This is a genomic window from Mesorhizobium sp. NPDC059054 (assembly GCF_042739215.1).
Lineage (GTDB): Bacteria > Pseudomonadota > Alphaproteobacteria > Rhizobiales > Rhizobiaceae > Mesorhizobium.
Genome location: NZ_JBHYHV010000004.1, coordinates 273214 through 299336, shown reverse-complemented (window position 1 = coordinate 299336; position 26123 = coordinate 273214). Strand labels below are relative to the sequence as shown.

Genomic DNA, 26123 nt, shown 5'->3' with positions numbered 1-26123 from the left:
TGGTGGGCCGGTTTTCGTGACCGAACGCGATACTCTTTCGACTGCGCAGCACGTTGCCTCGGCCATCGCACAGGCTGTGCGCGGCGGTCATCTGGTGCCCGGTCAGCGTCTCACCGAGACCGAACTCGCTTCCCGATACGGCGTATCGCGATCTTCTGTGCGCGAGGCTTTCCAGCGGCTGACAGTGGATGGATTGCTGGCCTTCGAGCCACACCGCGGCGTCACGGTGCGCAGGCTGTCGCGCAGAGAGGTGGACAACCTCTTCGCCGTGCGCGGCGCGCTGGAAGCGCTGGCTGTTGGCCTTGCCCTCCCGGGTCTGCATGCCGCGCCTGCGAGGTTGCTTGCCCTACAGGCGGAAATGGATGAGGCCGTAGAGGCCAATGACATGGCGAAATTCTCCGACGCCAACACCCGCTTCCATGAGTTGTTCCCGGAGATTGCCGACAACGCCGTGCTGACTGAGACGCTGACCAGGTTGTCCAATTCACTTTACTGGCTGCAGTTCCGTATGCTGGTCGACCGTCAGCATGTCTTTGCCAGCAATGTCGAGCATCGTCACATCGTCGAAGCCGTTCTGGCCGATGACAGGTCGACGGCGGAAGCTGCGATGCGGGAGCATGTCATCGCTTCGGGAGCACTCATCCAGAAACTGTCCGACGACCATTTCGCGCGAGCCTGAACGGCTCTAATCGACCCCGACTTGCGCATTTCAGGATTGTCGGACAATATTGTTCGACAATCTGAGGAGCGTCATCCGATGAAACCGACCACCAATTACCAGCCGATTCCGCTGCCGGACTTTCAGGAGCTTCCCCTGGAGACAATGCGCGCGAATGCCGAAGCCTTCTATGCGGAGATGCGCGCCCGTCACACGGTGCGCGAATTCTCGACCCGGCCGGTACCACGCGACATTATCGAAACCTGTATCCTGGCAGCCGGCACCGCCCCTAACGGCGCCAACCACCAGCCCTGGCATTTCGCGGTCATCGGCGATGCGGCGATCAAAAAGCGCATCCGGGAGGCGGCCGAGATCGAGGAACGCGCCTTTTATGAGGGCAGGGCCGGCGAGGAGTGGCTGGCGGCGCTGGCACCGCTCGGCACCGACGCCGACAAGCCCTTCCTGGAAGAGGCGCCCTGGCTGATCTGTATTTTCGGCGAACGCCGCAGCCGTTCCGCCGATGGCGTCATGCGCAAGAATTACTACGTGCCGGAATCGGTTTCGATCGCCACCGGCTTTCTGATCACCGCCATCCACCGCGCCGGCCTCGTCGCGCTGACACACACGCCGAACCCGATGAGTTTTCTGAACGAGATCTGCGGCCGTGACCCGCACGACAAGCCTTATATCCTGATGGTTGTCGGCTATCCAAAGGAAGGCGCCACCATCCCGCAACATGCGGTCGAGAAGAAGCCGTTGGCGGAAATCGCCACGTTCCTTTGATTAAGGTCGTCTGGAGGGCCCTTTTCCCGTAGCTGCCTCTTCCGATCCGGAGCGTCCGACGGCATCTTGTCCGGATGAAAGCCGGATGTGGAGGCCGCGTTGTCCCTGACCAACCAGGATCTGATCGAGCTCACAGCATGGCGCCGCCAGTTGCACCGGCATCCGGAAATTTCCAACGAAGAAGAGGCGACCGCCAAGGAGGTGGTTGCCTTTCTCGCCGATACCGGGCCGGATAAAGTCCTGACAGGGCTGGGCGGCCATGGCGTCGCCATGGTCTACGACAGCGGCAAGCCTGGCCCGACAGTTCTCTTCCGTTCCGAGCTCGACGCATTGCCGATCGAAGAGTTGTCCGGCGTGGAGCATTCGTCTCTGGTGCCCGGCAAGTCGCATATGTGCGGCCATGACGGACACACCGCGATATTGGCCGCACTCGGCCGCCAGTTTGGGCGGAGCCGCCCGCAGAAGGGACGCGTCGTTCTGATGTTCCAGCCGGCGGAGGAGACCGGTGATGGTGCTGTCGGTGTGGTGGCCGATCCGCGTTTCGGCGAGATCGCTCCGGATTTTTCTTTTTCGCTGCACAATCTGCCCGGCATTCCGTTCGGCGAGGTGCGGTTGAAACCCGGCGTCGTCAACTGCGCCTCGCGTGGGATGCGTATCGTGCTCGAAGGCAAGACGGCGCATTCCTCGATGCCTGAAACCGGTACCTCGCCGATGTTGGCCGTAAGCCAGTTGATGCTGGCACTGGCGAAGCTCGGCAGTGGCGCTTTCAGCGACGACGATTTCGGCATGGTGACCATCACCCATGCCACGATGGGTGAGGCGGTGTTCGGCGTGGCGCCCGGCCGAGCGGAGGTGTGGGCGACGCTGCGCACGCGGCTCGACGACCGGATGGCAGGATTATGCGCTACCGCCGAAGCGCTTGTGAACCAGGTCGCCCGCGAAGCCGGCCTGACCTTTGCAATCGGCTATCATGAGATCTTCGTCGCCAGCATGAACGCACCGGCGGCAGTCGGGCATCTGCACATAGCTCTCGAACAGGAAGGTGTCACGCACAGTGGAGACAGTCTGCCGATGCGGGCTTCAGAAGACTTCGGCATCTTCGGGCGCAGTGCGCCCTCGGCGATGTTCTTCCTGGGTGCCGGCGAACGGCATCCGGCGTTGCATAATCCCGACTATGATTTTCCGGACGATCTCATCCCGATCGGCGCCAGAATCTTCCTGCGGACGGCGCGCAATCTTTTGGGGTGACTATTCCGCCGCGCCCATGAAGGCGCTGGCGCCGGTTTCGAATTGCAGCTTGGCGAGCTTGGCATAAATGCCGCCCTTGGCGACGAGACTCTTGTGCGTGCCTTCCTCGACGATGCGTCCGCTGTCCATGACGAGAATGCGATCGGCTTTCAGCACGGTCGCCAGCCGGTGCGCGATGACCAGCGTGGTGCGGCCGCGCATCAGATGTTCGAGCGCTTCCTGCACGAGCGTCTCGCTTTCCGCGTCGAGCGCGGAGGTTGCTTCATCGAGCAGCAGGATCGGCGCGTCGCGCAGGATAGCGCGGGCGATGGCGATGCGTTGGCGCTGCCCTCCGGATAGAGTAACGCCACGCTCGCCGACTGGCGTGTCATAGCCGTTCTGCAGCTTGAGGATGAATTCCTCGGCAAGGGCTGCTCTGGCTGCTGCCTCGATCTCTGCGTGGGCAGCTCCGGGCCTGCCGAAGGCTATGTTGTCGCACACGCTGGCGGCAAAGATCGTGACGTCTTGCGGCACAATGGCGATGCGCTGGCGCAGCGCGAGCGGATCCGTCTCCGTCAGATCGATGCCGTCGAGTTTCACCGCGCCCGTTTCGGGGTCGTAGAAACGCAGGATCAGCGAAAACACGGTGCTCTTGCCGGCGCCCGATGGGCCGACGATGGCGACCGTTTCACCGGGTTTCACCGAGAAACTCAGGCCGTGCACTGCGGCGCGATCAGGTCTTGCCGGATAGGAGAAGGAGACATCGTCGAATTCGATGGCGCCCTTGGCCTTGGCAGGCAAGGCGCGCGGCTGGGCCGGCGCCTCGATGCCGGGCTTCTCGGCGAGGATTTCGGTGAGCCGTTCAGCGGCGCCTGCCGCTTGCGACAACTCGCCCCACACTTCCGAGAGTGCGCCGAGGGCACCGGCTGCAAAGACCGAATAGAGCAGGAATTGACCAAGCGTGCCGGGTGACAGCGTGCCGTCGAGCACATCGCGCGAACCGAACCACAGAACGGCGACCACTGAGGAAAACACCATGAAGATGGCGAAGAAGGTTAGCAGCGCGCGTGCAAGGACGGAGGCGCGGGCGGCGGCAAAGGCGGCCTCGACTGCTGCCGAGAAGCGGCCGGTGACCAGCCCTTCATTGGTGAAGGCCTGCAGCGTGCGTACGGCGCCGATCTGCTCGCTGGCATAGGCGGTGGCACTGGCCAGCGTGTCCTGCGCCTGCCTGGAACGGCGGCGTACCGAACGACCGAAGGCGACCAGCGGCAACACGATGACCGGGATGGCCGCAATGACGAGGCCGGAGAGTTTGGGGCTGGTCACCACCATCATCGCCAATGCGCCGAGGCCGAGGATGACATTGCGCAGTGCCACGGAAGCGGTCGCGCCCACTGCCGATTTCACCTGCGTGGTGTCGGCGGCGAGACGCGAGACGATCTCGCCCGACTGCGACGTGTCGAAAAAAGCCGGCGACAAAGTCGTCACATGCGAAAATACGTCGCGGCGAATGTCGGCGACAACGCGTTCGCCAAGAGTGATGACGAAATAGTAGCGGCCGGCGGATGCCAGCGCGAGCACGGCCGCCATGATCATCAGCATGCCGAAATAGCTGGCGATAAAGGCTGAGTCCGAGGTGGAGAAGCCGTTGTCGATCATGCGCCGCACGGCAAGCGGCAGCGCCAAAGTTGTGACAGCCGCAAGCACCAGCGAAATGCCGGCGCCAATCACCAGGCCGCGATAGCGGGTGATATAGGGAAACACGCGCCGGAGCGGCTTGAGCGAGCGTCTGCGCTCGTCGGCGCTGATAGGGTCCGCCATCGTCCCGGTTCCTGTCCGAATTGGCTCCGGCGCGGCCTTGTGATTCAATTTCGCCTGTTGTATAGGCACGCCGACCGTTTTTGAAGCCGTGGCTCCTCAATAGCTGCGGCTTCGAGTTTTAAAAAGGGGCGCATCGCCGCAGGGCCGCCGTCCCAGCTAGCCAGGACAAGAGCGATGAAGGCTGAAATCCATCCCGATTACCACACCATCAAGGTCGTCATGACCAATGGCACCGAGTACCAGACCCGTTCGACCTGGGGCAAGGAAGGCGACACGATGAACCTCGACATCGATCCCTCCACGCACCCTGCATGGACCGGCGGCCAGCAGACGCTGCTCGACCGCGGTGGTCGTCTGTCGAAGTTCAAGAACAAGTTCGCCAATCTCGGCATCTAAGCCGGAAACGCGATACCGATCCGAAAAACCCGCCTTCAAGGCGGGTTTTTTGTTGCGTGTATGCGCGGGTTGCATCGGGACGTGAACTGGCCGATCCTACCATCGGGGGCAGGGAGGTCATGTGTCCGATACCGCTCTCCATTTCGACGACGCTCGCCGCCGGATCAAAGCCATCTTCATCGGTTCGATCGGCAATCTGGTCGAATGGTATGATTTCTACGCCTATACGGCGTTTGCGCTCTATTTCGCGCCGGCCTTCTTTCCATCGCATGACCCAGTCGTTCAGCAGTTGAACGCTGCCACCCTGTTTGCTGCCGGCTTTATCGTGCGGCCGCTCGGTGGCTGGCTGTTCGGGCATATTGCCGACCGTTACGGTCGACGGCTTTCGCTCACCATTTCCGTGCTGATGATGTGTTTCGGGTCGTTGATCATCGCGTTTACCCCGACCTACGCAACGATCGGCTTCGCGGCGCCGGTGCTCCTGGCGCTGGCGCGCGTCATCGAAGGTCTCAGCCTCGGCGGTGAATACGGTGCCAGCGCTACCTATCTCAGCGAGGTCGCCGATCCCAACCATCGCGGTTTCTACTCCAGCTTCCAATATGTGACGCTGATCGGCGGCCAGTTGTGCGCCATCCTGGTCCTGCTGCTCCTGCAGAATGTGTTCCTGACGCATGAGCAACTGGTCGCCTGGGGCTGGCGCATTCCCTTTGTCATTGGTGCGCTGCTTGCGATCTTCTCGGCGGTGATGCGCCGGCAACTGCACGAGACAGACGCTTTCGTGGCGACGACGGCAACGCAGAAGCGCGAAGGTTCGCTGCGCGGGCTGAGGAAGTTCCCGCGCGAAGTGGCGATGGTCGTCGGGCTCACAGCCGGCGGTACTGCCGCCTTCTACACGTTCACGACCTACATGCAGACCTTCGTCAAGCAGACGGTCGGCCTGTCTGACCTCACCACGACCTATGTGATCGCCGGTTCGCTGATCTTCGCTGCGATCCTGCAGCCGATCTATGGGTTGATCTCGGACCGTATCGGCCGCAAGCCGCTGCTGATCTTCTTCGGCGTTGCCGGCACCATCCTGACGGTGCCGATCCTGACGATGCTGTCATCCACGACATCGCCCTTCGTCGCCTTCCTGCTGATCTGTGGCGCCTGGATCTTCACCGCCGGCTACACCTCGATCAATGCAGTGGTGAAAGCCGAGCTGTTTCCAACCGCGGTGCGCGCCACCGGCGTCGGCGTGCCTTACGCATTGACGGTATCGATTTTCGGCGGCACGGCGCCGGCGATCGCGCTGTGGTTCAAACAGCAGGGCCATGAACAATGGTTTTACTACTATCTGGCCGGCGTCATTTTCGTTTCGCTACTGGTCTATTCGACCATGCGCGACACCAAACACACGTCGGCAATGGACGAGCGTGCGGCTTCTGCCGCGCGCTAGTTCAGAATGACATTTCATTGAACCGTCATCCTGGCCTAGCTCTTTTTGGAGCGTGATCTTTCCGAAAACCGGTTCCTACTTTTCGGGATTACTCGCTAGTTCGCCCAGCGCCATCCGCTTGTAGGCGGCGACCAGTCGATCGCCTTCGGCGCGGTCGACCGAAACCGCGAGCCGCATCGTCGCTTCGCCGAGTTGCCAGATCAGGAAGGCGGAGGTTTCGAGCGCGGGCGGATCCTCGTCCGGGTGCAGACGCAGGAGGACTTCGAGCAGCATGCCGGCATTGGCGCGGCTGTGGGCGAGCTCCAGCTCGCGCAGCGCCTTGTCAGCCTGCGTGCCCGACCAGATGTCACGCATCACCGGCTCGCCCAGGAAAATCCCGTAATAGGTATCGACCAGTTCCGAGAAGGCTTTTTCCAGACCCCTCCGGTCCTTCACGCTCGCGAGAGCTTCCGCGATGCATGCCTCGCTCTCCTTCTGGTAGCGGTCGGCGAGGGCCCGGATGATGGCGCTCTTGTCGGGAAAGAACTGGTAGAGCGAACCGATCGAAACACCGGCTTTCTCGGCCACTTCGCCCATGCGCAGGGCGTCGCTGCCTTTTTCCGCGATCAGTGCCGAGGCGACGGCGAGCATCCGCTCCACCCGTTCGCGACTGCGTTTCTGCGTCGGCTCACGACGCGGACCGGGAGTGCCCTGAACGATGGCCGATGCGCTTTCCATGGTCGCTTCCTCGAATGCTTGCCGGGCGGCTGCTTGAAAATTCCTGCTTGACTCAAAGAATATGAGGATTTATCACATTTTGCAAACGCGAGGATTACTCACGTTTGTGACATGGAGAGAAACATGACCAACACGACATCAAAGCCGGTCCTCATCCTTGGTGGCACCGGCAAGACCGGCCGCAGGCTGGCCGAGCGGCTCGAGGCCAGGAACATCCCGGTCCGCATCGGCTCGCGCTCGGCGAACCCGGCCTTCGACTGGACCGACAAGGCAAGCTGGGCAGGCGCCCTCGAAGGCGTCGGCGCCGTCTACATCAGCTACTATCCCGATCTCACAGTGCCGGGCGCGGCTGAAGCCATCGAGGAATTCGCCAGGCTGGCGGTCAGCCGTGGCGTGCGCCGGCTGGTGCTTCTGTCCGGCCGCGGTGAGGCGGAAGCGCAGCGCGCGGAGGAAATGGTGAAGGCCACCGGCGCCGACTGGACGATCCTGCGCTGCTCCTGGTTCGCGCAGAACTTCTCCGAAAGCGCTTTCCTGGACGGCGTGCTGGCCGGGCAGATCTCCGTCCCTGCCGCCGACGTCGGCGAGCCCTTTGTCGACGCCGACGACATCGCCGATGTGGCGGCAGAAGTTCTGTCGAACGATGGCCATGTCGGCGAGTTATACGAACTGACCGGACCGCGGCTCCTGACCTTCCGCGAGGCTGTCGCGGAGATTGCCCGCGGTTCCGGTCGGGATATTGCCTACAGCCGCGTCTCGCCCGAAGAGTTCAAGGCCGAACTCGCGGCGTATGGAACGCCAGCCGATATCGTGTGGCTGCTCGACGAATTGTTCGTTCGGGTGCTCGACGGCCGCAACGAATATCTCACCGACGGGGTCCAGAGGGCTCTCGGCCGTGAGCCCAAAGACTTTTCAACCTATGTGCGCGAAACTGCCGCCACCGGCGTGTGGAACGCGGATCTCTGAGAGGGAGAGAAAGATGCTTGCTCAAATCGTGATTGCCATCACTTTCATTGCCGCGCTTGGCAGCGGCCTCATGGCGGGTCTTTTCTTCGCCTATTCCAACTCGGTGATGCCGTCGCTGTCACAGGTACCGGTGCCGCAAGGCGTGTTGGTTATGAACACCATCAATACCGTGATCCAGAACCCGTTGTTCCTGTCCATCTTCATGGGCACCGCGCTGCTGGCGCTGTTCCTCGTGCTGGCGGCCTTCCTGGGCTGGGGCGTCGCACGTCCCAGCTGGGTGCTGATCGGTGCAGCACTTTATGTGGTCGGCAATATCGTCGTCACCATGGTCATCAATGTGCCGATGAATGACGCGCTGGCGGCCACCGCACCCGACAGCCAGGCTGCAGCGCAGCAGTGGGCCATCCATCTCGATCGCTGGGTGTTCTGGAACCATGTGCGCGCCTTTGCATGCACCGGCGCGTTGGCCGCCTTCATCGCGGCGCTGATGTAAGCATATGGTGCTGGCTAGGGAATCCGCCGTCTCAGGTCGAGGCGGCGGATTTTTGTTGCGGTTACCCACGGCGACTTGCCAAGACCGCGCGGGCAAATCAGTCCGGGAATGCTGTAGATCACATCTTCTTGCGGTCTGAATGGCCGAGGTCGCGCTCGGGGTCGATCACGTCGCGCACGAGTTGCTTCAACCTGGCTGCGTCCGGGAAACCACCGTCGCGCTTGCGGTCCCAGATCAGCTCGTCGTTGCATGTGATGGTGAAGATGCCGCCAGTGCCCGGTACCAGAACCACTTCGCCGAGATCCGTGGCGAAAGTCGACAGCAGTTCCTGCGCCATCCAGCCCGCACGCAGCAGCCATTGGCACTGCGTGCAATAGGTGATGCGAAGGACTGGTTTTGTGCTCATGCGCGAACCACCGCTGTGCCGGAAAGCCGATCGTAGATCGGGTCCCTGTTGTTCACCAGCGAGACAGCGATCCAGGCAAGCCAGATCAGGGGCAGAAACTGCGCAATGAACTGCAAGGGGAAAAACCACCCGTCGGTAGACATCATGGACTCCAATTGCTCTGCATTGGTGACGTTGGCCATCAGGGTGCTGAAAACCATGGAGGTAACCAAACTGGGAAGGAACCCTGCGGCTTTAACAAACTCGCGCGGCAAGGCTTTGACAAACGGTGGCGGGCGATGATCAGGGGCAGAAAGGTCTATCGTTCTGATACCAGCGAGCATCTTTCCAACGGTCGCCCCCCGCCAGGTTTCCATCACCACGAGGTATGCGAAGAGCAACAGGATTTCGATCAGGAATATCCTCGTCATGGTGGTGAACATCTCGGCAGGAAAAACGCCCTGTTGTGGGGGGATACGGACATTTGAGGAGAATACGGAGCTCACAGTCCAGAACCATGTCACCCCGGACAGCACAAAGAATATCAGCCAGTCAACGAACAGCCCGACGAACCTGGGGCCGAGCCATACTTTTTCCAGCTGCTGTGTTTCTCCGGTCGTCATTTCTGTCGTCGACCTCAGAGAGCGGGCTATCGCAATCTCACCAAGCTGGTTCGAGCGATGCGATCGTAGATAGGATCGCTTTTCTTCGAAACCGAAACAACGATCCAGATCAGCCATGCCGCTTGGATCAGAAAAGCAACGGCAGCCGCAAGTAAAAATCCGCCGCTCGACATTGTTGCCAACGGATCCGCACTGAAGAAGATGAGCTTTATGAAAATAAGCAAAGCCGGAATCGCGCCGACCCACATAGCTAGATTCCGTTTGACCGCCTTGCTTAGCGGAATGCCGGCACCGGCGGTGTCGCCAGCATTGATAACCTTCATCTTCAGAAGACGTTTTCCGACCGTTGCACCGGAGCGCCATTCCATGGCGATCAGATAGAGCGTCAGCACCAGCAGAGCCACCCAGGTCATGTCGAGCGCGTTTGTTAGCTTGCCATCGGCATCCAGCGGATAGTTGATGGAACGAGAAGTTGTCACATTGCTCTTTTGGGTTGTTGTTCCCACGGACAGGATGTGTGCGGTCGGGAAGCCAAAAAATCTGCTGGTGCATAGATTGGCAAAGTTGGCGTCGGCTGATGGAGGAGGCTGCAGTCCCTCCGGCACGCTATTGACGGATCGGCATTCGGTGACGACGAAAAAACCACCCTGAACATTGCCGTTGGTCTGCGCAAAAAGGATTGCGACCAGGATTTGCAGCGGCAGGAATATAACAATCGAGTCGACAGCAAGCGCGGCGAGACGCCGCCAGAAACCCGCCCGCAACGGTGGGCTTTCAGTGTCCGTCATTTGGATGGTCCCCTCTCCGAAGGAGAAGTTGAACCATCCAGTACTGAAAAGCAATTATCCCAACGCTCGCCAATTCTTGTTGGCGGGCGTTGGAAATCTGTCTTCGAAGGCCTCAGGCCGCGCTGAGCTTGGCCAGCGTGGCGTCGTCGACCTCGAAATTGGCGTAGACGTTCTGGACGTCGTCGTCGTCCTCGAGGGTCGCCACCAGCTTCATCAGCGACTGGGCCCGTTCCTCGTCGACCGGAATGTTGTTCTGCGGCCGCCAGATGGCTTTCACCGATTCCGCTTCGCCGAGAGCGCCTTCGAGGGCCTTCGATACTTCGCCGAGATTTTCGAAGGCGCAGTAGATGGTGTGGCTTTCCTCGTCGGTCTCGACATCGTCGGCGCCGGCTTCGATCGCGGCTTCCATCACTTTGTCGTCGCTGCCGACTTTGGCCGGATAGACGATCTCGCCGATGCGATCCCACATGAAGGAGACGGAGCCAGTTTCACCCAGCGCACCGCCCGCCTTGGTAAAGGCGGCACGCACGTTGGAGGCGGAGCGATTGCGATTGTCGGTCAGTGCCTCGACGATGAGGGCGATGCCGCCGGGACCGTAGCCTTCGTAGCGCACTTCCTCATAGTTCTCGGCATCGCCGCCGGAAGCCTTGGAAATGGCGCGGGCGATGTTGTCCTTTGGCATCGACTCGGCCTTGGCGTTCTGAATCGCCAGGCGAAGGCGCGGGTTCATCGCCGGATCGGGGAGACCCTGCTTGGCAGCGACGGTGATTTCGCGCGCCAGCTTGGAAAAGATCTTCGAACGGACCGCATCCTGGCGGCCCTTGCGATGCATGATGTTCTTAAACTGTGAATGGCCTGCCATGGCACCCCTGCGGTCGTTTGCGGCTGTCAAACCGTCATGCACCGGAATGGCGCGCCAAAAACGATCTGACACATTTGATAGGGCAGCGGACGCCGCTTGCGATCCGATGCCGGGATGGCGGGCTTATAAATAAATCGGCTCAAAACGTCCAGATACGCCAAGGCCGAGCGAACAGTGCGGGATCAGTATCCCGCTTTGATCTTCTCGAATTCGGCGACCATGCGTTGTTTCAGGTCCGCCGACAGCGGCTGCTGGAACAGCGTCTTGTCCAGAAACGCATCGAGATTGTCGAATCCGCGCTCGGTCAGCACCTTCTTGTCGATCGCGGCCATGCCGGCGGCGTTGCCGTGGCCATAGCCGAAGGTTGTGACGAGGTGGTTGGACACGTTGGGCGCGTTGACGGCGTTGAAGAAATCGTAAGCCTCATCGACATGCGTCGCGTCCTTCAAGAGCGCATAACCGCATACCCAGGTGGACAGGCCCTCCTTGGTGTCGCGGTTCATTTCCAGTGGCACGCCCTGGCCCTTCAGGGTGACATAGGTCTCGGCCCAGCCCCAGGCGAGATCAATCTCACCGCCGGTAAATGCCTGATTGATCGAGGTGTCGTCGGTCCAATAGAAACGGACATTCTTGTGCACCTGGCGCAGGAAGTCTGAAGCCTCCCTGAACTGCGCATCCGTCATCTGCGTCCAGTCTTTCAGCCCGATCACGAGGGAGGCAAGCGCATAGGCGTCGTCGACGTTGTCGCCGATGGTGACACGCCCCTCGAACTTCGGATCGGCGAAGATGCGCAGCGATTTCGCGTCCTCGGGCGTGACCTTGTCGGTGCGGTAGATAAGCGAGGAGGTGCCCCAGTCGAACGGCATCAGCCAGGCCTTGCCGTCGGCCGTGGTGACAAGATCCTTCATCTTCATCAGGCCGGGATTGATATCGTTCCAGCCGGTGATCCTCGACGTATCCAGTGGCTGCAACAGACCGGCCTCGCGCCACTTCACCACGCTCTGCGCACAAGGATGGCCGACATCGGCCTTGAAGCCGGCGCGCATCTTCTCGAAGGCCTCGTCTTCGTCGCCAAAGAAGGAAAAACTCGGCTCGGCGCCCTGTTTGGCGGTGTAGTCGGCGTGCAGCAGCGGGTCTTCATAACCTGACCAGTCAAAGACGACGAGGTCACCGCCGGCGGCAAGCGCGGCGGTAGCGGCAACTGAGCCGACTAAGGCTGTGGCCAGGATGATGCGGTGAAAAGTGAAAGCCATGACGCGAGAGCTCCCCGATCGCAAAACGGCAGGTCCGTCGACGGTAGAGTAGTTTCTGCCGGCTGACGAGGGGTGTCGCGCGCCGGGTAGATGTCAACGCCTCGTCAGCTTGGCTTGTGATGCTGTCGCAGGGTTCTTGTCGCAAAACCGTGGGACGCTTTTGCGGAACCAGCTTAGCCCAACCGGTCGAGACCGACGGGCTGGTCGAACGTTTCCAGCACAGCTTCGCCGACGATGCGGCCGCTGATGATGGCGCCTTCGACATAGCCGGGGAATGAAGGCGAGAGTTCGGAACAGGCGAAATGAACGGGCGGCGCGCCAACACGAAGCAGGTTTTCGGCGTCGTGCGCAGAAAGATCGGCGACGATGTCGCTGTAGCCGCCGCCGCTCCACGGATCGTCAGTCCAGTCGCGCATGACCAAGTCGAGCGGTTCAAGTATCTGCGGTCCAAGTGCGGCGGCAAGCAGATCGAGCACTTCCGCACGCAAATCTGCATCCCCCATCGCGCGGAACCGTAAAGCCAACGGACCGCCGGCGAATACCACAAGCGTCGGGTGGGCGTCGTCCCTGCTGGTATCACAGACAAACAGACCATGGATGTCGCGCCACAACACCATGCCGTTGCGGCCCCGGTCGCGCCAGAAAGCATGGGCGTAGCGAATACGCATCTTGATGACCGTGCCGCTGCGCCAGGCGCCAAGCGCCTTGGCGAGCGTCTCAGGCAGCGGCGGTGAAAAGGCGATACGGTTCGCCACCACCGGTGGCGCTGCGATGATGAGATGCCTTGCCTGAAACGAACCTTCAGCCGTTGCCACGGTAACGCCATTCCCGCCGTGTCGGACTTGCCGCACAGCCATCGAAAGCCGGATGCGGTCGCCGAGGGCTGCTGCCAGATCTTCGGCCACCGCATGCATCGTCTCGCCGAGGAAATACTGCAGTTCCGAGACCTCATTGGTGATCCGGCGATCATTGTCGATGAGGTACCAGACCGGGATGGCATCGATCGGTTGGCACCACAGGCCTTCGACCGTTGAACGAAACGCCGATTTGGCGTGAACATCATCCGGTTGTCGCTGCAGCCAATCCCACACGCTGAGGTCACGAACAGCCGGGTCGGCCGGGTCGATTGCATTCAACCGATCGCGTATGGCGACATTGGCGTCCCAAAGCGCCTGGCCGTCTTCTTCCGACATTTCCGGCCGCAACGTGATGGTGCCGTCGACAGGTGTCTGCACCAGCGTCTTGGCATGGCGCTTCGCCAGCGCCATCACCTTCGGCATGTCTTCGCACAGGAACTGGCCACCGCTGTCGTAGCGTTCACCAAGGGCATTGGTCAGCGCCTCGACCCGCCCGCCGACGCGGTCGCGCGCTTCCAGCACCAGCACGTCCAGTCCGCCATCGCGCAGGACAAGCGCCGCCGAAAGGCCGGCAAAGCCGGCGCCGACAACGATGACGTCGTGAACCATCAATATCCTGCTTTGATCTTCTCGAACTCGGCGATCATCTTCTGCTTGAGTTCCGTCGGAATGGGCGACTGGAACAGCGTCTTGTCGACGAATTTGTCGACGTCGTCATAGCCCTTGTCCTTCAGCAATTTCGCATCCACAGCGGCCATCCCTTTGGTATTGGCCTGGCCGTAACCCCAGTCCTTCACCAGCACATTGGCAACGTCTGGCTCGTTGATGGCGTTGAGGTAGTCATAGGCCTGGTCAGCGTTACCCGGCGCGTCCTTCAGGCGGACATAGCCGCAGACCCAGGTCGATATGCCTTCCTGGGCGTCGGGCTTGGCTTTGATGGGCGCGCCAGCCAGCACCGATTGCGCGGTGGCATCGTTCCAGGCCCAGGCGAGATCGATCTCGCCGCCGGTCAGCGCCTGCACGATGTTGGTGGTGTCGGTCCAGTAGAGGCGGACATTCTTGTGCACCTGGCGCAGGAAATCCGATGCCTGTTTGAACTGCTCGTCGGTCATCTGGGTCCAGTCCTTGAGCCCGATGACCAGGGAGGCCAATGCATAGGCGTCGTCGACATTGTCGGGAATGGAGACACGGCCCTGGAATTTCGGATCGGCGAGGGATTTCAGCGACTGGATGTCCTTCTCGTCCACCTTTTCGGAATTGTAGGTGAGCTGTGAATTGCCCCAGTCCCACGGCATGAACCAGGCAGTGCCATCTTCGGAGGTGGCGAGGTTCTTCATCTTCATGATGCCGGGATTGAGGTCCTTCCAGGCCGCGATCTTCGATGTGTCAAGCGGCTGCAGCAGGCCGGCGTCGCGCCATTTCACAACGCTTTGCGAACAGGGATGCGCAAGATCCGCCTTGAAGCCGGAGCGCATCTTCTCGAAGGCCTCGTCTTCGTCGCCGAAGAAAGAGAAGGTCGGAGCATCGCCATACTTCTCCGTGTATTTCGGATGGAATTCCGGCAACTCGTAGCCGGCCCAGTCGAAGATGATGAGATCGCTGCCGGCAGCGTGCGCGGCTGCCGGTGTCATCAATGTGCTCGCCAGGGCCAGTGCAGTCATCCAATGGCGGATCTTGGTCTTCATTTCAGTTCCCCTTGGTTGCGCGGGCTGGTGCCCGTCTGTTGTGTCCTTCGCTTCGTTCCTCGAGAAAGCGCTCCTCTGCTCTCAAAGTCTCCGAATGCCGTTCGCCTCTCTCGTGTAGTGCTTGGGGAAAGTCGTCAGCAGGAATTCGTTGGCTGCCTGCAATGCGGTTTCGCGGGTGACGTCTTCCAACCCCATCATCAAACGCAGCCACAGTCCTTCCAACAGCGCGCTGAGCGCCAGCGCCAGATGGTGAGGTTCGAATCCGTAGCCGGCCTCTGCCTTCAAACGGCTGCACAGGTCGAACAGGATGTTCTGATAATCGGTGTCGCGTGCGCCAGAGAGCGCCTGGTAGGTGGGGCGCGATTTCGCCTCGCCCCAGAAGGCGCACCACGCCGCCAGCTTGCGCTTGTTGCAGACGGCGCGGTCGAAATCCGCGGTAACCAGCGCCTTCAACTGGTCGCCCGCGTTGACGCCCGCTTTGTCGTAGGCATTGCGCCAATGTGCCGAATACTCGTCGTACATATATTGCAACGTGGCGACGAGCAGCTTTTCCTTGCTCTCGAAATGAAAGTTGACGATGCCGCGCGACAATTTCGCGCCATCCGCCACATCCGCCATCGTCGTTTCGGAATAGCCGCGCTTCGCAAGTGAATCGATCGTTGCCTCGATCAGCTGCTGGCGGCGCACCTCCTTGGAAGCTTTGCGGCCGCGCTTTTCCGGGCTGCTTTGCCGCTCAGCCTCAATGGGCTCGTCTTCGAGATCGATTGTCTTCATCGGCGAAACATCTCCGGCACGCTATCTCATCGTTTTATCGCATAGTCTTTGCCCGAAAAGTCTGATGCATCAAAGCCTAGCGGGTCAGTGTGAAAACGCAATATAATTTGCTGAACATTCATTCAATATGGACAAGACGGGAACGACCGTGCCAAGATCCACGACGGGCCATGGCCTGCTCTGACAGGTCATTAACTTGGGCTGCCGACGATGACCGAACAGGACGAGACGGAAGCGGCGGAACAGTGGGCGCTGATCAACATGCCGCTCGGCCAGCTTTGGTCGGGCCGCGCGCGTTATGCGGCCGCCATGTATTTCTACAAGCGTGGCGAGATGAACGCCGAGACCCTGGAGGTCTACCGCATCTGCTCCAGGCTGGACGCGGAAGATCCCTTGCCGATCATCCGCGATCGCGGTGTCGGCAAGGCGTGGCTGAAACGGATTGGCGGCGAGTAGACAGGACCGATTATCCGATCGACTTTCCCAGAACGCGCAGCCAGTTGCGATAGGCGATCTTTTCGATCAGGGCGCGGCCATAGCCATGTTTGGCCAATGCTTCGAGAAGCTTCGGCAGGCCGGCGGCGTCGCCGATCGCGGCCGGGATCATGGCGCCGTCAAAGTCGGAACCCAGGCCGACGCGATCTTCGCCGAGCGCCTTCACCAGATAGTCGACGTGGCGCACCATGACTTCCAGTGGCGTGTCGGAATTCATGCGGCCGTCCTCACGCAGGAAACCGGTGGCATAGTTCAGGCCGACCATACCGTCGGTGTCACGGATGGCGCCGAGCTGCCAGTCGGTGAGGTTGCGTGAATGCGGGCAAAGCGCATGCACGTTGGAGTGAGTGGCGACCAGCGGCGCATCGGAAAGCTTGGCGACGTCGCGGAAACCCTTCTCATTGAGATGGGAGAGATCGATCATGATCCTGAGTTTGTTGCAGGCCTTGACCAGCGCCTTGCCGGCATCGGTGAGGCCGTCGCCCGTGTCCGGCGAGGACGGGAAGCGGAAGGGCACGCCGTGGCCGAATGCGTTCGGGCGACTCCAGACGATGCCGAGCGAACGCAGGCCCGCGGCATGAAGCACGTCGAGCATGGCAAGGTCGGTGTCGATCGCCTCGGCGCCTTCGATGTGAAAGACCGCCGCGATCGACTTCTTTTCCATGGCGCCGCGAATGTCGGCGGCGCTGCGGCAAACGGTGAGCGCGCCGGCTCGCTCCAGTCTCAGCAGGACCGATGCCATGCCAAGCGTGGTTTCCCGGGCGAACTCGCGCGACAGTTCCGGCGGCAGTGGTTCGTTGTCAGACGGCATGGCCGGCACGCCATCATCCTTGGCCCTGCGCTCTTCCCTCGGGGGCGGGAAGATGGCGAACATGCCGCCGGCAAGCCCGCCCTTCCTGGCGCGCGGCAGGTCGATATGCCAGTTGGCCGGCGACCCTTCGATGAACAGTTTTTCGACGTCGGCTTCGCTGGACTGATAAAGCTTGAGCAGCGTGTCGTTGTGGCCGTCGAAGACGGGGATCAGGTCGGTCTCGGTCATTTGGGGACTTTCGGCTGTCGACATGGAAGACGAGGCACCCTGTTTACGGCGCGTCGCCCATGCACGCAAATGCCAGCAAGCCGCTTGTGCTTGTCACTGCATTCCAGCCATGCTGGAAGAGGGCATACGTTTCGAACCGCCGGAGCCACCCTTGACGAATATGCTTTACGACGCCCTCTTTCGGCCACACGAAGCCAATGAAGGCACTTTTCTTGCGCTGAAAGATGGCTCCGAGGTTTCCTATGCCGCCTTCCTGAGACTGTCCGCGCGCATTGCGCATGCGATGGCCGGCGCCGGTGTACAACCCGGCGACCGGGTGGCGCTGCAGGCAAAGAAATCACTGGAGGCGCTGGCCGTCTATGCTGCCGCCATGCGCATGGGGGCGGTGTTCCTGCCGCTGAACAGCGCCTATACGGCTGCCGAGGTCGATTATTTCGTCAGCGATGCCAGCGCGAAACTTCTGATCTGCGACAGCGCCGGTGCCTCGGCGCTGCGGCCGGTGACAGACAAGGCCGGGGCGGTGCTGCTTACCCTCAACGGCGACGGCTCGGGCACGCTGACCGAGCGCGCCGCCGGCCAGCCTGAGATTTATGCGCCGGCCCAACGCGGGCCGGACGATCTTGCAGCTTTTCTCTACACCTCCGGCACGACCGGGCGTTCGAAGGGCGCGATGCTGACACATGACAACCTGCTGTCGAATGCGGAGGCGCTCGTCGAGGCCTGGCATTTCAGCAAGGAAGACGTGCTCCTGCATGCATTGCCGATCTTCCATACGCACGGTCTGTTCGTGGCTACCAATGTCGTCCTGCTCACCGGCGGATCGATGATCTTCCTGCCCGGTCTCGACATCGACGAGCTGGTTGCGAACATGCCGCGCGCGACCACGATGATGGGCGTGCCGACCTTCTACACGCGGTTGCTCGCCGACCCTCGGCTGACGCGGGACCTGGTTCGGCATATGCGCCTGTTCGTTTCCGGCAGTGCGCCGCTGCTGGCCGAAACGCACCGGGATTTCGAGGCGCGCACAGGCATGCGCATCCTCGAGCGCTACGGCATGACCGAGACCAACATGAACACGTCGAACCCTTATGACGGCGAGCGCCGCGCCGGCACGGTCGGCCAGCCGCTGCCCGGTGTTTCGGTGCGGATAGCGGAACCCGATACAGGCAAGCCTGTTGCTACAGGCGAAATCGGCGTGATCGAGGTGAAGGGCCGCAATGTCTTCAAGGGCTACTGGAACATGCCGGAAAAGACCGCGCAGGAATTCCGTGCGGACGGCTATTTCATCACCGGCGATCTCGCCACGCAGGATGCCGCCGGCTACGTCACCATCGTTGGTCGCGCCAAGGACCTGATCATCGCCGGCGGCTACAACATCTATCCGAAGGAAATAGAGCTGCTGCTCGACGAGGTTCCAGGCGTCGAGGAATCGGCGGTGATCGGCGTGCCCCATCCGGATCTCGGCGAAGGCGTGGTCGGTGTCGTCACCGCGCGCAAGGGAGCGATACTGGATGAGACCCACCTGCTTGATGGACTGGCGTCGAATCTCGCTCGCTTCAAGCAGCCACGCCGCATCTTCGTGATCGACGAACTGCCGCGCAACACCATGGGCAAGGTGCAGAAGAACCTCTTGCGGCAGCGCTTTGCCGAGACCTTCACGGCGAAAGGATAGGGGTCTTCCCTGCCGGGAGAGAAGGCGCCGCTTACGACAACTTGTCCAGCTTGCGCTGCATGGCGGCGATCTGTTCCTTCAGTTCCTGCAGATCGTCCCCTTTTTCGGAAGGTTCGGGCTTCGCCGGCTCGGGGGCACTGTTCGGCGCGGCCGATCCTGCGCCTGGAAAAGGCGTGAACATGCGCATGGCGTTCTGGAACATTTCCATGTTGCGCCGCGTCTGTTCTTCCAACGCCTTCATCGGCGTCGGCATTTTCATCATGTCCATCGGCGTCTTGCCGAGCGCCGACTTCATCTGGTCACGAAAGCGCTCCTGCTCCTTGGAGAAGGCGATCATCGACTGTTCGAGGAAGGATGGCACGATCATCTGCATCTGATCGCCGTAGAAGGCGATGAGCTGACGCAGAAAAGGAATCGGCAGCATGTTCTGCCCGTCCTTGTTCTCCAGCTCGAAGATGATCTGGGTGAGCACGGGGTGCGTGATGTCGTCACCGGTCTTGGCATCCTGAACGGTGAACTCCTCGCCCTTCTTCACCATTTCGGCGAGGTCCTCGAGGGTCACATAGGTGCTGGTACCTGTGTTGTAGAGCCGGCGGTTGGCGTATTTCTTGATGACCACCGGTTCGTCTTTCGCCGCCATTCAGCATCCTCCCGCGGATACCGGCATGCTGGTAAGCAGCCGGTAACGATTACTCCCTTGTCGAGGATATGCGCAAAACCGGCACAATTCCAAGCGGTTTGTGCAGTGCGGAAGTTCTAACCGTCTCTTCGGCGCTGCAATATGCTGCGCAGCATGCCGCAATATGCTGCGCGGCATGACTTGCGCGGTGGCAAGGACGACGCAAAAGGGACCGATTTCCAGTTTGACTCGAAGCCTGGAACCGGCAAGAAAAGTCAAACCAACGGTTGCAAACCGCTCAATTCGAGGTCTGGAGAAGAACATGTCCGCATCCAACGCCATCGTCGTCGCAAGTGCCGCGCGCACTGCCGTCGGGTCCTTCAACGGAGCCTTCGCGGCAACCCCCGCGCACGAGCTCGGCGCCGTGGTGATCCGCGAGTTGCTGTCGCGTGCGGGTGTCGAAGCTGCGGAAGTCGACGAGGTGATCCTCGGTCAGGTGCTGACGGCGGCCCAGGGCCAGAACCCGGCGCGACAGGCATCGATCAACGCCGGTCTGCCGATCGAGACGACGGCCTGGGGTCTCAATCAGGTTTGCGGCTCCGGCTTGCGTGCGATCGCCATCGGCATGCAGCAGATCTCCAGCGGTGACGCCAAAGTGATCGTGGCTGGCGGCCAGGAATCGATGTCGCTGTCGACGCATGCGCAGCATCTGCGCGCCGGCGTGAAGATGGGCGACTACAAGATGATCGACACCATGATCAAGGATGGCCTGTGGGATGCCTTCAACGGCTATCACATGGGCATCACAGCCGAGAATGTCGCCAAGCAGTTCCAGATCACCCGCGACGACCAGGATGCTTTCGCCCTCGCCTCGCAGAACAAGGCCGAGGCCGCGCAGAAGGCAGGCAGGTTCAAGGACGAGATCGTGGCTTTCACCATCAAGGGCAGGAAGGGCGACACGGTCGTCGACCAGGACGAATACATCCGCCACGGCGCCACGCTGGACGCCATGACCAAGCTCAAACCCGCCTTCGACAAGGACGGCACGGTGACCGCCGCCAACGCTTCCGGCATCAATGACGGGGCCGCCGGCGCCCTGCTGATGACGGAGGCCGAAGCCACACGCCGCGGCATCACTCCGCTTGTCCGTATCGCCTCCTGGGCGACCGCAGGCGTCGACCCGTCGGTGATGGGTACCGGCCCAATCCCGGCGTCCAAGCGTGCGCTGGAGAAGGCCGGCTGGAAGGTATCCGATCTCGATCTGGTCGAGGCCAACGAGGCCTTTGCCGCGCAGGCCTGCGCAGTCAACAAGGGGCTCGGCTGGAACCCGGACATCGTCAACGTCAACGGCGGCGCCATCGCAATCGGCCATCCGATCGGCGCCTCTGGCGCGCGCATCTTCAATACGCTTGTCTATGAAATGAAGCGCCGTGGCGCCAAGAAGGGGCTGGCCACCCTGTGCATCGGCGGCGGCATGGGCGTCGCGATGTGTGTCGAGACACTCTGATTGAAAACAGGAACGGGCGGCCAAAGTGCCGCCCGTTCCGTCTCTGGAGCGTTTCCGTTTTCACGGAACGCGGAAACGCTCTAACTCTTTGTTTTTACGCAATTCCGGACAGAAAACCGCTACACACTTTTCCTGGAATTGCTTCTGAAGCCATGTCACATGGTTTGGTTCAAGGCTCATTCATAAGAGTCGGATTCAAAAGATCCGCCATTACGGATCGCTCAACGAAGATGCAGCAAAGGGGAAACGCATGAGTAAAGTCGCACTCGTCACAGGTGGGTCACGCGGTATCGGTGCCGCAATCTCGATCGGTTTGAAGAATGCCGGCTACAGCGTTGCCGCGAACTATGCCGGCAATGACGAGGCAGCAGCGAAGTTCACGGCGGAAACGGGGATCAAGACCTACAAATGGTCGGTTGCCGACTACGAGGCCTGCGCGGCCGGCGTCGGCAAGGTGGAAGCCGATCTCGGCCCGGTTTCAGTGCTGGTCAACAACGCCGGCATCACCCGCGATGCAATGTTCCACAAGATGACGCCGCAGCAATGGAAAGAGGTGATCGACACCAACCTGTCCGGCGTCTTCAACATGTCGCATCCGCTGTGGAGCGGCATGCGCGACCGCAAGTTCGGCCGCATCATCACCATTTCCTCCATCAACGGGCAGAAGGGCCAGGCCGGCCAGGCCAACTATTCGGCTTCCAAAGCCGGCGACATCGGCTTCACGAAGGCGCTCGCCCAGGAGGGAGCGCGCGCAGGCATCACAGTCAACGTGATCTGCCCCGGCTATATCGCCACCGAGATGGTGAAGGCGATCGATGAAAAGGTGCTCAACGAGCGCATCATCCCGCAGATCCCGGTCGGCCGCCTCGGCGAGCCGGAAGAGATCGCGCGCTGTGTGGTATTCCTGGCTTCGGAGGAAGCGGGCTTCATCACCGGCTCCACCATCACGGCCAATGGCGGGCAGTATTTCGCGTGAGCGATCTTGCCTTACCGCAAAACGGGCCGCTCGCGGCCCGTTTTTATTTTTGCGAAGGCTACAGCCGCCCTCCTTCTGCCTGACGAAGAGGTCTCCTGACGGGGGGGCGGATGGCCGCCAACGCTCCGGCTGGTTGTGCCGATACGGCACGCAAAGGTTAACGGCTGATCGATACGAGACGAACAAACACTCCGCGAGGCAGTGGATCGTCGGTGGACAAGCTGTGGACAACACAAGATGTTGGGGTGAACAAACCGGGAAACTTCCGCGATCGCCGATTCGTCGCCGATTCGTTCCGGCTTTGGTCGGATCGTTAACGGAAATCGCCGCTCAAGCCATGAAAGTGGTTAATTCATGTTAAGAAAGCACAATGATTTCAGCAGGTTGAGGAGTGATCGCCGTTAGCCGGCAATCAATGGAGTGTCGATTGCCGGCAAACGTTAACGGTGGTTTCGTTCCATGGGTGGTCGAGGCAGTTAGTCGATTCAGCATGTGGTGCGACTCGGGGATGTCTTGTCCATATATAGCCGTGAACGAACCGTGAATCGCGAAGAGTCAGCGATTCGTCGCTGATTCGTTCCAGACTCGTTCCGAGCGTTAATTCGACGGTGCAAAAGGCTGATCGGGGTGATCGCGTGCGACGCTTCCATGAACATTATCCTTTCGCTCCGGCGCCTGAATGCCTATGTGTGCGCTGTCGCCGGGCAGGGCGGCGCCGATGACGGGAAAAGGTCTTCTTTCCGGGCCGATGAATATCCATCCCAAACCAACCGAACCGCTGATCCTCTCAGGCCGCGACGTCACGGCCGTGCTTGGCCCGACCAACACCGGCAAGACGCATCTCGCCATCGAAAGAATGATCGCGCATGAGAGCGGCGTCATCGGCTTGCCGCTGCGCCTTCTGGCGCGCGAGGTCTACGCCCGGTTGTGCGAAAAGGTCGGCGCCCACAAGGTCGCGCTGGTCACCGGCGAGGAGAAGATCCAACCCGCCGGCGCAAGATACTCCGTCCATACCGTCGAGGCACTGCCGCGCGAAACCGATGCCGCGTTCGTTGCCATCGACGAAGTGCAGTTGGCCGGCGATCTCGAGCGCGGCCATATCTTCACCGACCGCATCCTCAACCTGCGCGGCAGACAGGAGACGCTGCTTCTGGGGGCCGCCACCATGCAGGGCATCCTGCAGAAGCTCCTGAAGGGCGTGTCGGTGGTGACCAGGCCTCGCCTGTCGCATCTTGCCTATGCCGGTTCCAAGAAGCTCACCCGTTTGCCGCGGCGCTCTGCCATTGTCGCCTTCTCGGCAGATGAGGTCTACGGGATCGCCGAACTGATCCGCCGCCAGCAGGGCGGCGCTGCCGTCGTGCTCGGTGCGCTGTCGCCCCGCACCCGCAATGCACAGGTGGCACTCTATCAATCCGGCGATGTCGATTATCTGATTGCGACCGACGCCATCGGCATGGGTTTGAATCTCGACGTCGACCACGTCGCCTTTGCCCAGAACAGGAAGTTCGACGGCTACCAATATCGCAATTTGACCGCCGCCGAGCTCGGCCAGATCGCCGGCCGCGCCGGCCGGCACCTGCGCGACGGCACTTTCGGCGTTACCGGTCAGGTCGATCCACTCGACGACGATCTCGTCCAGAAGATCGAAAGCCATGACTTCGAGCCGGTGAAGGTTCTGCAATGGCGCACTGCCACCTTTGATTTCTCCAACCTCGACGCGTTGAAGCGTTCGATCGAGACCAACGCGCCGGTGGAAGGATTGACCCGGGCATTGCCGGCCGTCGATGCGCAGGCGCTGGAGTTCCTTTCGAAGGATGGCGAAATCCGCACGCTTGCCGCCAACCGCGAGCGGGTGGCCCTGCTTTGGGAAGCCTGTGCCTTGCCGGATTATCGCAAGATCGCACCCGCCCAGCACGCTGACCTCATCGCCTCCATCTATATGGACCTTGCCAGGCGCGGCCATGTCGACGAGACCTACATGGCCGAACAGGTGCGTCGCGCCGACACGACCGAGGGCGATATCGACACGCTTTCGCATCGCATCGCACAGATCCGCACGTGGACTTTTGTATCCAATCGTCCAGGTTGGCTTGCCGATCCGACACACTGGCAAGAAAAGACACGGGAAATCGAAGACAGATTGTCGGACGCGTTACATGAGCGGTTGACGAAACGCTTCGTTGATCGCAGGACTTCCGTCCTCATGCGGCGCCTTAGAGAAAATACCATGCCTGAAGCCGAAATCAGTCCTACCGGAACCGTCCTCGTCGAGGGCCATCATGTCGGCGAATTGCAAGGGTTCCGCTTCACGGCAGACCAGGGCGCCGGCGGAGAAGACGCCAAGGCCGTGCGCTCGGCCGCCCAGAAGGCGCTGGCCTCGGAGTTCGAAGCCCGTGCCGAGCGCTTCGCTGCGTCCGGCAACAACGACATCGCCTTGGGCTCCGATGGCGTGCTGCGTTGGATCGGCGCGCCGATCGGCACGCTGGTCGCCGGCGAAGACACGCTGAAGCCGCGGCTGGTGCTGCTTGCCGACGAACAGCTGACCGGCCCGGCGCGTGACAAAGTGGCGGCGCGCGCCGAACGTTTTGTCAATTTCCAGGTCGAGCTGCTTTTGAAGCCACTGGTCGACATGAAGAATGCCGAACAGTTGACGGGCATCGCCCGTGGCATCGCTTTCCAGCTTGTCGAGCATTTCGGCCTCATCAACAGGCGCGATATCGCAGAAGAGATGCGCAGCCTCGACCAGGAAGGTCGTGCGGCGCTGCGGCGTCTGGGTGTGCGTTTCGGCGCCTACCATGTCTTCGTGCCATCGCTGATCAAGCCGGCGCCGGCTGGCCTGGTGACGCTTTTGTGGGCGCTGAAGAACGATGGCAAGGACAAACCGGGCTTCGGCGACGTGGTTCATGCGCTGGCCTCAGGCCGCACCTCGATCGTGATCGATCCGACCTACGACAAGGCGTTCTACCGGCTGGCCGGCTATCGCAATCTTGGTCGCCGCGCGGTGCGCGTCGACATCCTGGAGCGACTGGCCGACCTCATTCGTCCGGCGACCAACTGGAAGCCTGGCCTGGGCATTCGTCCGGATGGTGCCTATGACGGTCAGGCCTTCATGGTGACGCCGCCGATGATGTCGATCCTCGGCGCCACAGCCGACGACATGGAAGAGATCCTGAAAGGCCTCGGCTACCGCGCCGAGCCGAAGCCGGCGGCGGACGTCAAGGCCAAGCTGGAGCAACTCGATCAAGTCGCCCGCGAGGTCGCGAAAGCGAAGGCCGCAGCTGATGCCGCTGCAAAGGTGACCGAGCAGACGGTCGAAGCCGCTGCCGCAGAGGCCGTTGACGAGCCTGTCACGGCCGACGCCGCGCCGGTTTCCGAGCCGAGAGCCGAAACGTCGGAAGTCGAAGCTGTCGCCGTGGAAGCCGCCGAGGCTGATAGTGTCGAAGATGCTGAGACGGCTGAGGCCGTTGAAGTGGCCGACGCTACCGACGAGACTGAAGAAGCTGCAGCAACTGCGGATGCTGCCGGCGAAGCCGAGGCGATCGAGCCGGCTGCCGTCGAAACCGAGCAGGCCGAAGCTGTCGCAAGCGAAAGTACTGAACCGAGCGGCGAGGCGGCCAAGGCAGAGGCGGAAGAGCCGAAACCGATCCTGCTGTGGCGGCAGGCACGTTTCGACCATCGCCGCGACAATCGTCACCATCGTGGCGGCCGCAATGCTCAGGCGTCTGGCGAAAACAATCGCCAACGTTCCGATCGCGAAGGCGCCGATCAAGGCAACAACCGGGAGCGCTTTTCGCGCGATCGCTTCAAGGGTCGCGCCAACGGCGAAGGCGGGCGGCAGGACCGTCCCGGCGACAAGCCGCATGGCGAGCGTCAGGACCGCCGCGACGGCCGTCCGGACTGGAAGGCAAAGCAAGACGGCCGCAGGCCGGAAGGCAAGGGTGGCAAGCCCTCCTTCCAAGGAAAGCCGCGCGAGGAACGGCCGGCACGCTTCGATCCAGACTCGCCTTTTGCCAAGCTGGCCGCACTGCGCGACCAGTTGAAGAAGTAGATGGCCCGCTTGCGTCTTTCGGCGCGCCGCATTGGCTGTTGAGC

24 protein-coding genes are annotated in these 26123 nt (G+C 61.4%); 12 read left to right on the top strand and 12 right to left on the bottom strand.

Features of this window, described 5'->3' with window-relative positions:
* Positions 1-16: 16 nt before the first annotated feature.
* From ACFWXH_RS18690 to ACFWXH_RS18680, 3 genes are all read left to right on the top strand, one after another.
* Positions 17-679: a GntR family transcriptional regulator gene (locus ACFWXH_RS18690; protein WP_379122691.1), complete on the top strand. Its 663-nt coding sequence runs from the start codon at positions 17-19 to the stop codon at positions 677-679.
* A 78-nt stretch (positions 680-757) separates the two neighbouring features.
* Positions 758-1441, top strand: coding sequence for a nitroreductase family protein (locus ACFWXH_RS18685; protein ID WP_379122689.1), 684 nt, complete (start codon positions 758-760; stop codon positions 1439-1441).
* A 99-nt stretch (positions 1442-1540) separates the two neighbouring features.
* Positions 1541-2689, top strand: coding sequence for an amidohydrolase (locus ACFWXH_RS18680; RefSeq protein WP_379122687.1), 1149 nt, complete (start codon positions 1541-1543; stop codon positions 2687-2689).
* Here ACFWXH_RS18680 and ACFWXH_RS18675 read toward each other — a convergent pair whose 3' ends face one another.
* Positions 2690-4489 (bottom strand): ABC transporter transmembrane domain-containing protein, encoded by a 1800-nt coding sequence (locus ACFWXH_RS18675; protein WP_379122685.1) that lies wholly within the window; start codon positions 4487-4489, stop codon positions 2690-2692.
* 174 nt (positions 4490-4663) lie between these two features.
* Between ACFWXH_RS18675 and rpmE the strand changes: the two genes are divergently transcribed.
* Complete coding sequence (gene rpmE / locus ACFWXH_RS18670; protein ID WP_054313841.1) at positions 4664-4885, top strand: 50S ribosomal protein L31; 222 nt, start codon at positions 4664-4666, stop codon at positions 4883-4885.
* Between the two features lie 121 nt (positions 4886-5006).
* Positions 5007-6323, top strand: coding sequence for an MFS transporter (locus ACFWXH_RS18665; protein ID WP_379122683.1), 1317 nt, complete (start codon positions 5007-5009; stop codon positions 6321-6323).
* 75 nt (positions 6324-6398) lie between these two features.
* Here ACFWXH_RS18665 and ACFWXH_RS18660 read toward each other — a convergent pair whose 3' ends face one another.
* Entirely contained in the window at positions 6399-7040 is a 642-nt protein-coding gene (locus tag ACFWXH_RS18660; protein WP_379122681.1) for a TetR family transcriptional regulator, read from the bottom strand.
* Between the two features lie 123 nt (positions 7041-7163).
* Here ACFWXH_RS18660 and ACFWXH_RS18655 point away from each other — a divergent pair, with 123 nt between their 5' ends.
* The gene (locus tag ACFWXH_RS18655; RefSeq protein ID WP_379122679.1) at positions 7164-8003 is read left to right on the top strand and encodes an NAD(P)H-binding protein; all 840 of its coding nucleotides are present in this window, start codon (positions 7164-7166) and stop codon (positions 8001-8003) included.
* Positions 8004-8016: 13 nt separating this feature from the next.
* Positions 8017-8496 carry a DUF1772 domain-containing protein gene (locus ACFWXH_RS18650; RefSeq protein WP_379122677.1) on the top strand — a complete coding sequence of 160 codons (480 nt, stop codon included), beginning with the start codon at positions 8017-8019 and terminating at the stop codon, positions 8494-8496.
* 118 nt (positions 8497-8614) lie between these two features.
* Here ACFWXH_RS18650 and ACFWXH_RS18645 read toward each other — a convergent pair whose 3' ends face one another.
* The 8 genes from ACFWXH_RS18645 to betI form a co-directional block, all read right to left on the bottom strand.
* On the bottom strand, positions 8615-8902 hold the full coding sequence (locus ACFWXH_RS18645) for a SelT/SelW/SelH family protein (RefSeq protein ID WP_379122675.1): 288 nt from the start codon (positions 8900-8902) through the stop codon (positions 8615-8617).
* Complete coding sequence (locus ACFWXH_RS18640) at positions 8899-9504, bottom strand: RDD family protein (RefSeq protein WP_379122673.1); 606 nt, start codon at positions 9502-9504, stop codon at positions 8899-8901. The genes ACFWXH_RS18645 and ACFWXH_RS18640 overlap by 4 nt, the downstream gene beginning before the upstream one ends.
* Positions 9505-9530: 26 nt before the next feature.
* On the bottom strand, positions 9531-10292 hold the full coding sequence (locus ACFWXH_RS18635; RefSeq protein WP_379122671.1) for an RDD family protein: 762 nt from the start codon (positions 10290-10292) through the stop codon (positions 9531-9533).
* A 112-nt stretch (positions 10293-10404) separates the two neighbouring features.
* Positions 10405-11154 carry a YebC/PmpR family DNA-binding transcriptional regulator gene (locus ACFWXH_RS18630; RefSeq protein WP_054313835.1) on the bottom strand — a complete coding sequence of 250 codons (750 nt, stop codon included), beginning with the start codon at positions 11152-11154 and terminating at the stop codon, positions 10405-10407.
* A gap of 182 nt (positions 11155-11336) precedes the next feature.
* Positions 11337-12407 (bottom strand): extracellular solute-binding protein, encoded by a 1071-nt coding sequence (locus ACFWXH_RS18625; RefSeq protein ID WP_379122669.1) that lies wholly within the window; start codon positions 12405-12407, stop codon positions 11337-11339.
* A gap of 173 nt (positions 12408-12580) precedes the next feature.
* Positions 12581-13873: a flavin monoamine oxidase family protein gene (locus ACFWXH_RS18620; protein WP_379122667.1), complete on the bottom strand. Its 1293-nt coding sequence runs from the start codon at positions 13871-13873 to the stop codon at positions 12581-12583.
* The gene (locus tag ACFWXH_RS18615) at positions 13873-14949 is read right to left on the bottom strand and encodes an ABC transporter substrate-binding protein (RefSeq protein WP_379122665.1); all 1077 of its coding nucleotides are present in this window, start codon (positions 14947-14949) and stop codon (positions 13873-13875) included. Before ACFWXH_RS18615 ends, ACFWXH_RS18620 begins: the two co-directional genes overlap by 1 nt.
* Before the next feature lie 81 nt (positions 14950-15030).
* A complete protein-coding gene (gene betI, locus ACFWXH_RS18610; protein WP_379122663.1) occupies positions 15031-15723 on the bottom strand; it encodes a transcriptional regulator BetI in 693 nt (230 codons plus the stop codon).
* 210 nt (positions 15724-15933) lie between these two features.
* Between betI and ACFWXH_RS18605 the strand changes: the two genes are divergently transcribed.
* Complete coding sequence (locus tag ACFWXH_RS18605; protein ID WP_379122661.1) at positions 15934-16179, top strand: hypothetical protein; 246 nt, start codon at positions 15934-15936, stop codon at positions 16177-16179.
* Positions 16180-16189: 10 nt separating this feature from the next.
* Here the strand turns inward: ACFWXH_RS18605 and ACFWXH_RS18600 are convergent, their stop codons facing one another.
* Positions 16190-17257, bottom strand: coding sequence for a dipeptidase (locus tag ACFWXH_RS18600; protein ID WP_379122659.1), 1068 nt, complete (start codon positions 17255-17257; stop codon positions 16190-16192).
* Between the two features lie 151 nt (positions 17258-17408).
* On the opposite strand from ACFWXH_RS18600, the gene ACFWXH_RS18595 reads away from it, so the two are divergent.
* The gene (locus ACFWXH_RS18595) at positions 17409-18929 is read left to right on the top strand and encodes a malonyl-CoA synthase (protein WP_379122657.1); all 1521 of its coding nucleotides are present in this window, start codon (positions 17409-17411) and stop codon (positions 18927-18929) included.
* A 31-nt stretch (positions 18930-18960) separates the two neighbouring features.
* On the opposite strand, the gene phaR is transcribed toward ACFWXH_RS18595, so the two are convergent.
* Positions 18961-19569: a polyhydroxyalkanoate synthesis repressor PhaR gene (gene phaR / locus ACFWXH_RS18590; protein ID WP_379122655.1), complete on the bottom strand. Its 609-nt coding sequence runs from the start codon at positions 19567-19569 to the stop codon at positions 18961-18963.
* A gap of 301 nt (positions 19570-19870) precedes the next feature.
* On the opposite strand from phaR, the gene ACFWXH_RS18585 reads away from it, so the two are divergent.
* From ACFWXH_RS18585 to ACFWXH_RS18575, 3 genes are all read left to right on the top strand, one after another.
* Complete coding sequence (locus tag ACFWXH_RS18585) at positions 19871-21055, top strand: acetyl-CoA C-acetyltransferase (protein ID WP_379122653.1); 1185 nt, start codon at positions 19871-19873, stop codon at positions 21053-21055.
* Between the two features lie 250 nt (positions 21056-21305).
* Complete coding sequence (gene phbB / locus ACFWXH_RS18580; protein WP_054313826.1) at positions 21306-22031, top strand: acetoacetyl-CoA reductase; 726 nt, start codon at positions 21306-21308, stop codon at positions 22029-22031.
* A 748-nt stretch (positions 22032-22779) separates the two neighbouring features.
* Positions 22780-26079, top strand: coding sequence for a helicase-related protein (locus ACFWXH_RS18575; protein ID WP_379123295.1), 3300 nt, complete (start codon positions 22780-22782; stop codon positions 26077-26079).
* Positions 26080-26123: the final 44 nt, after the last annotated feature.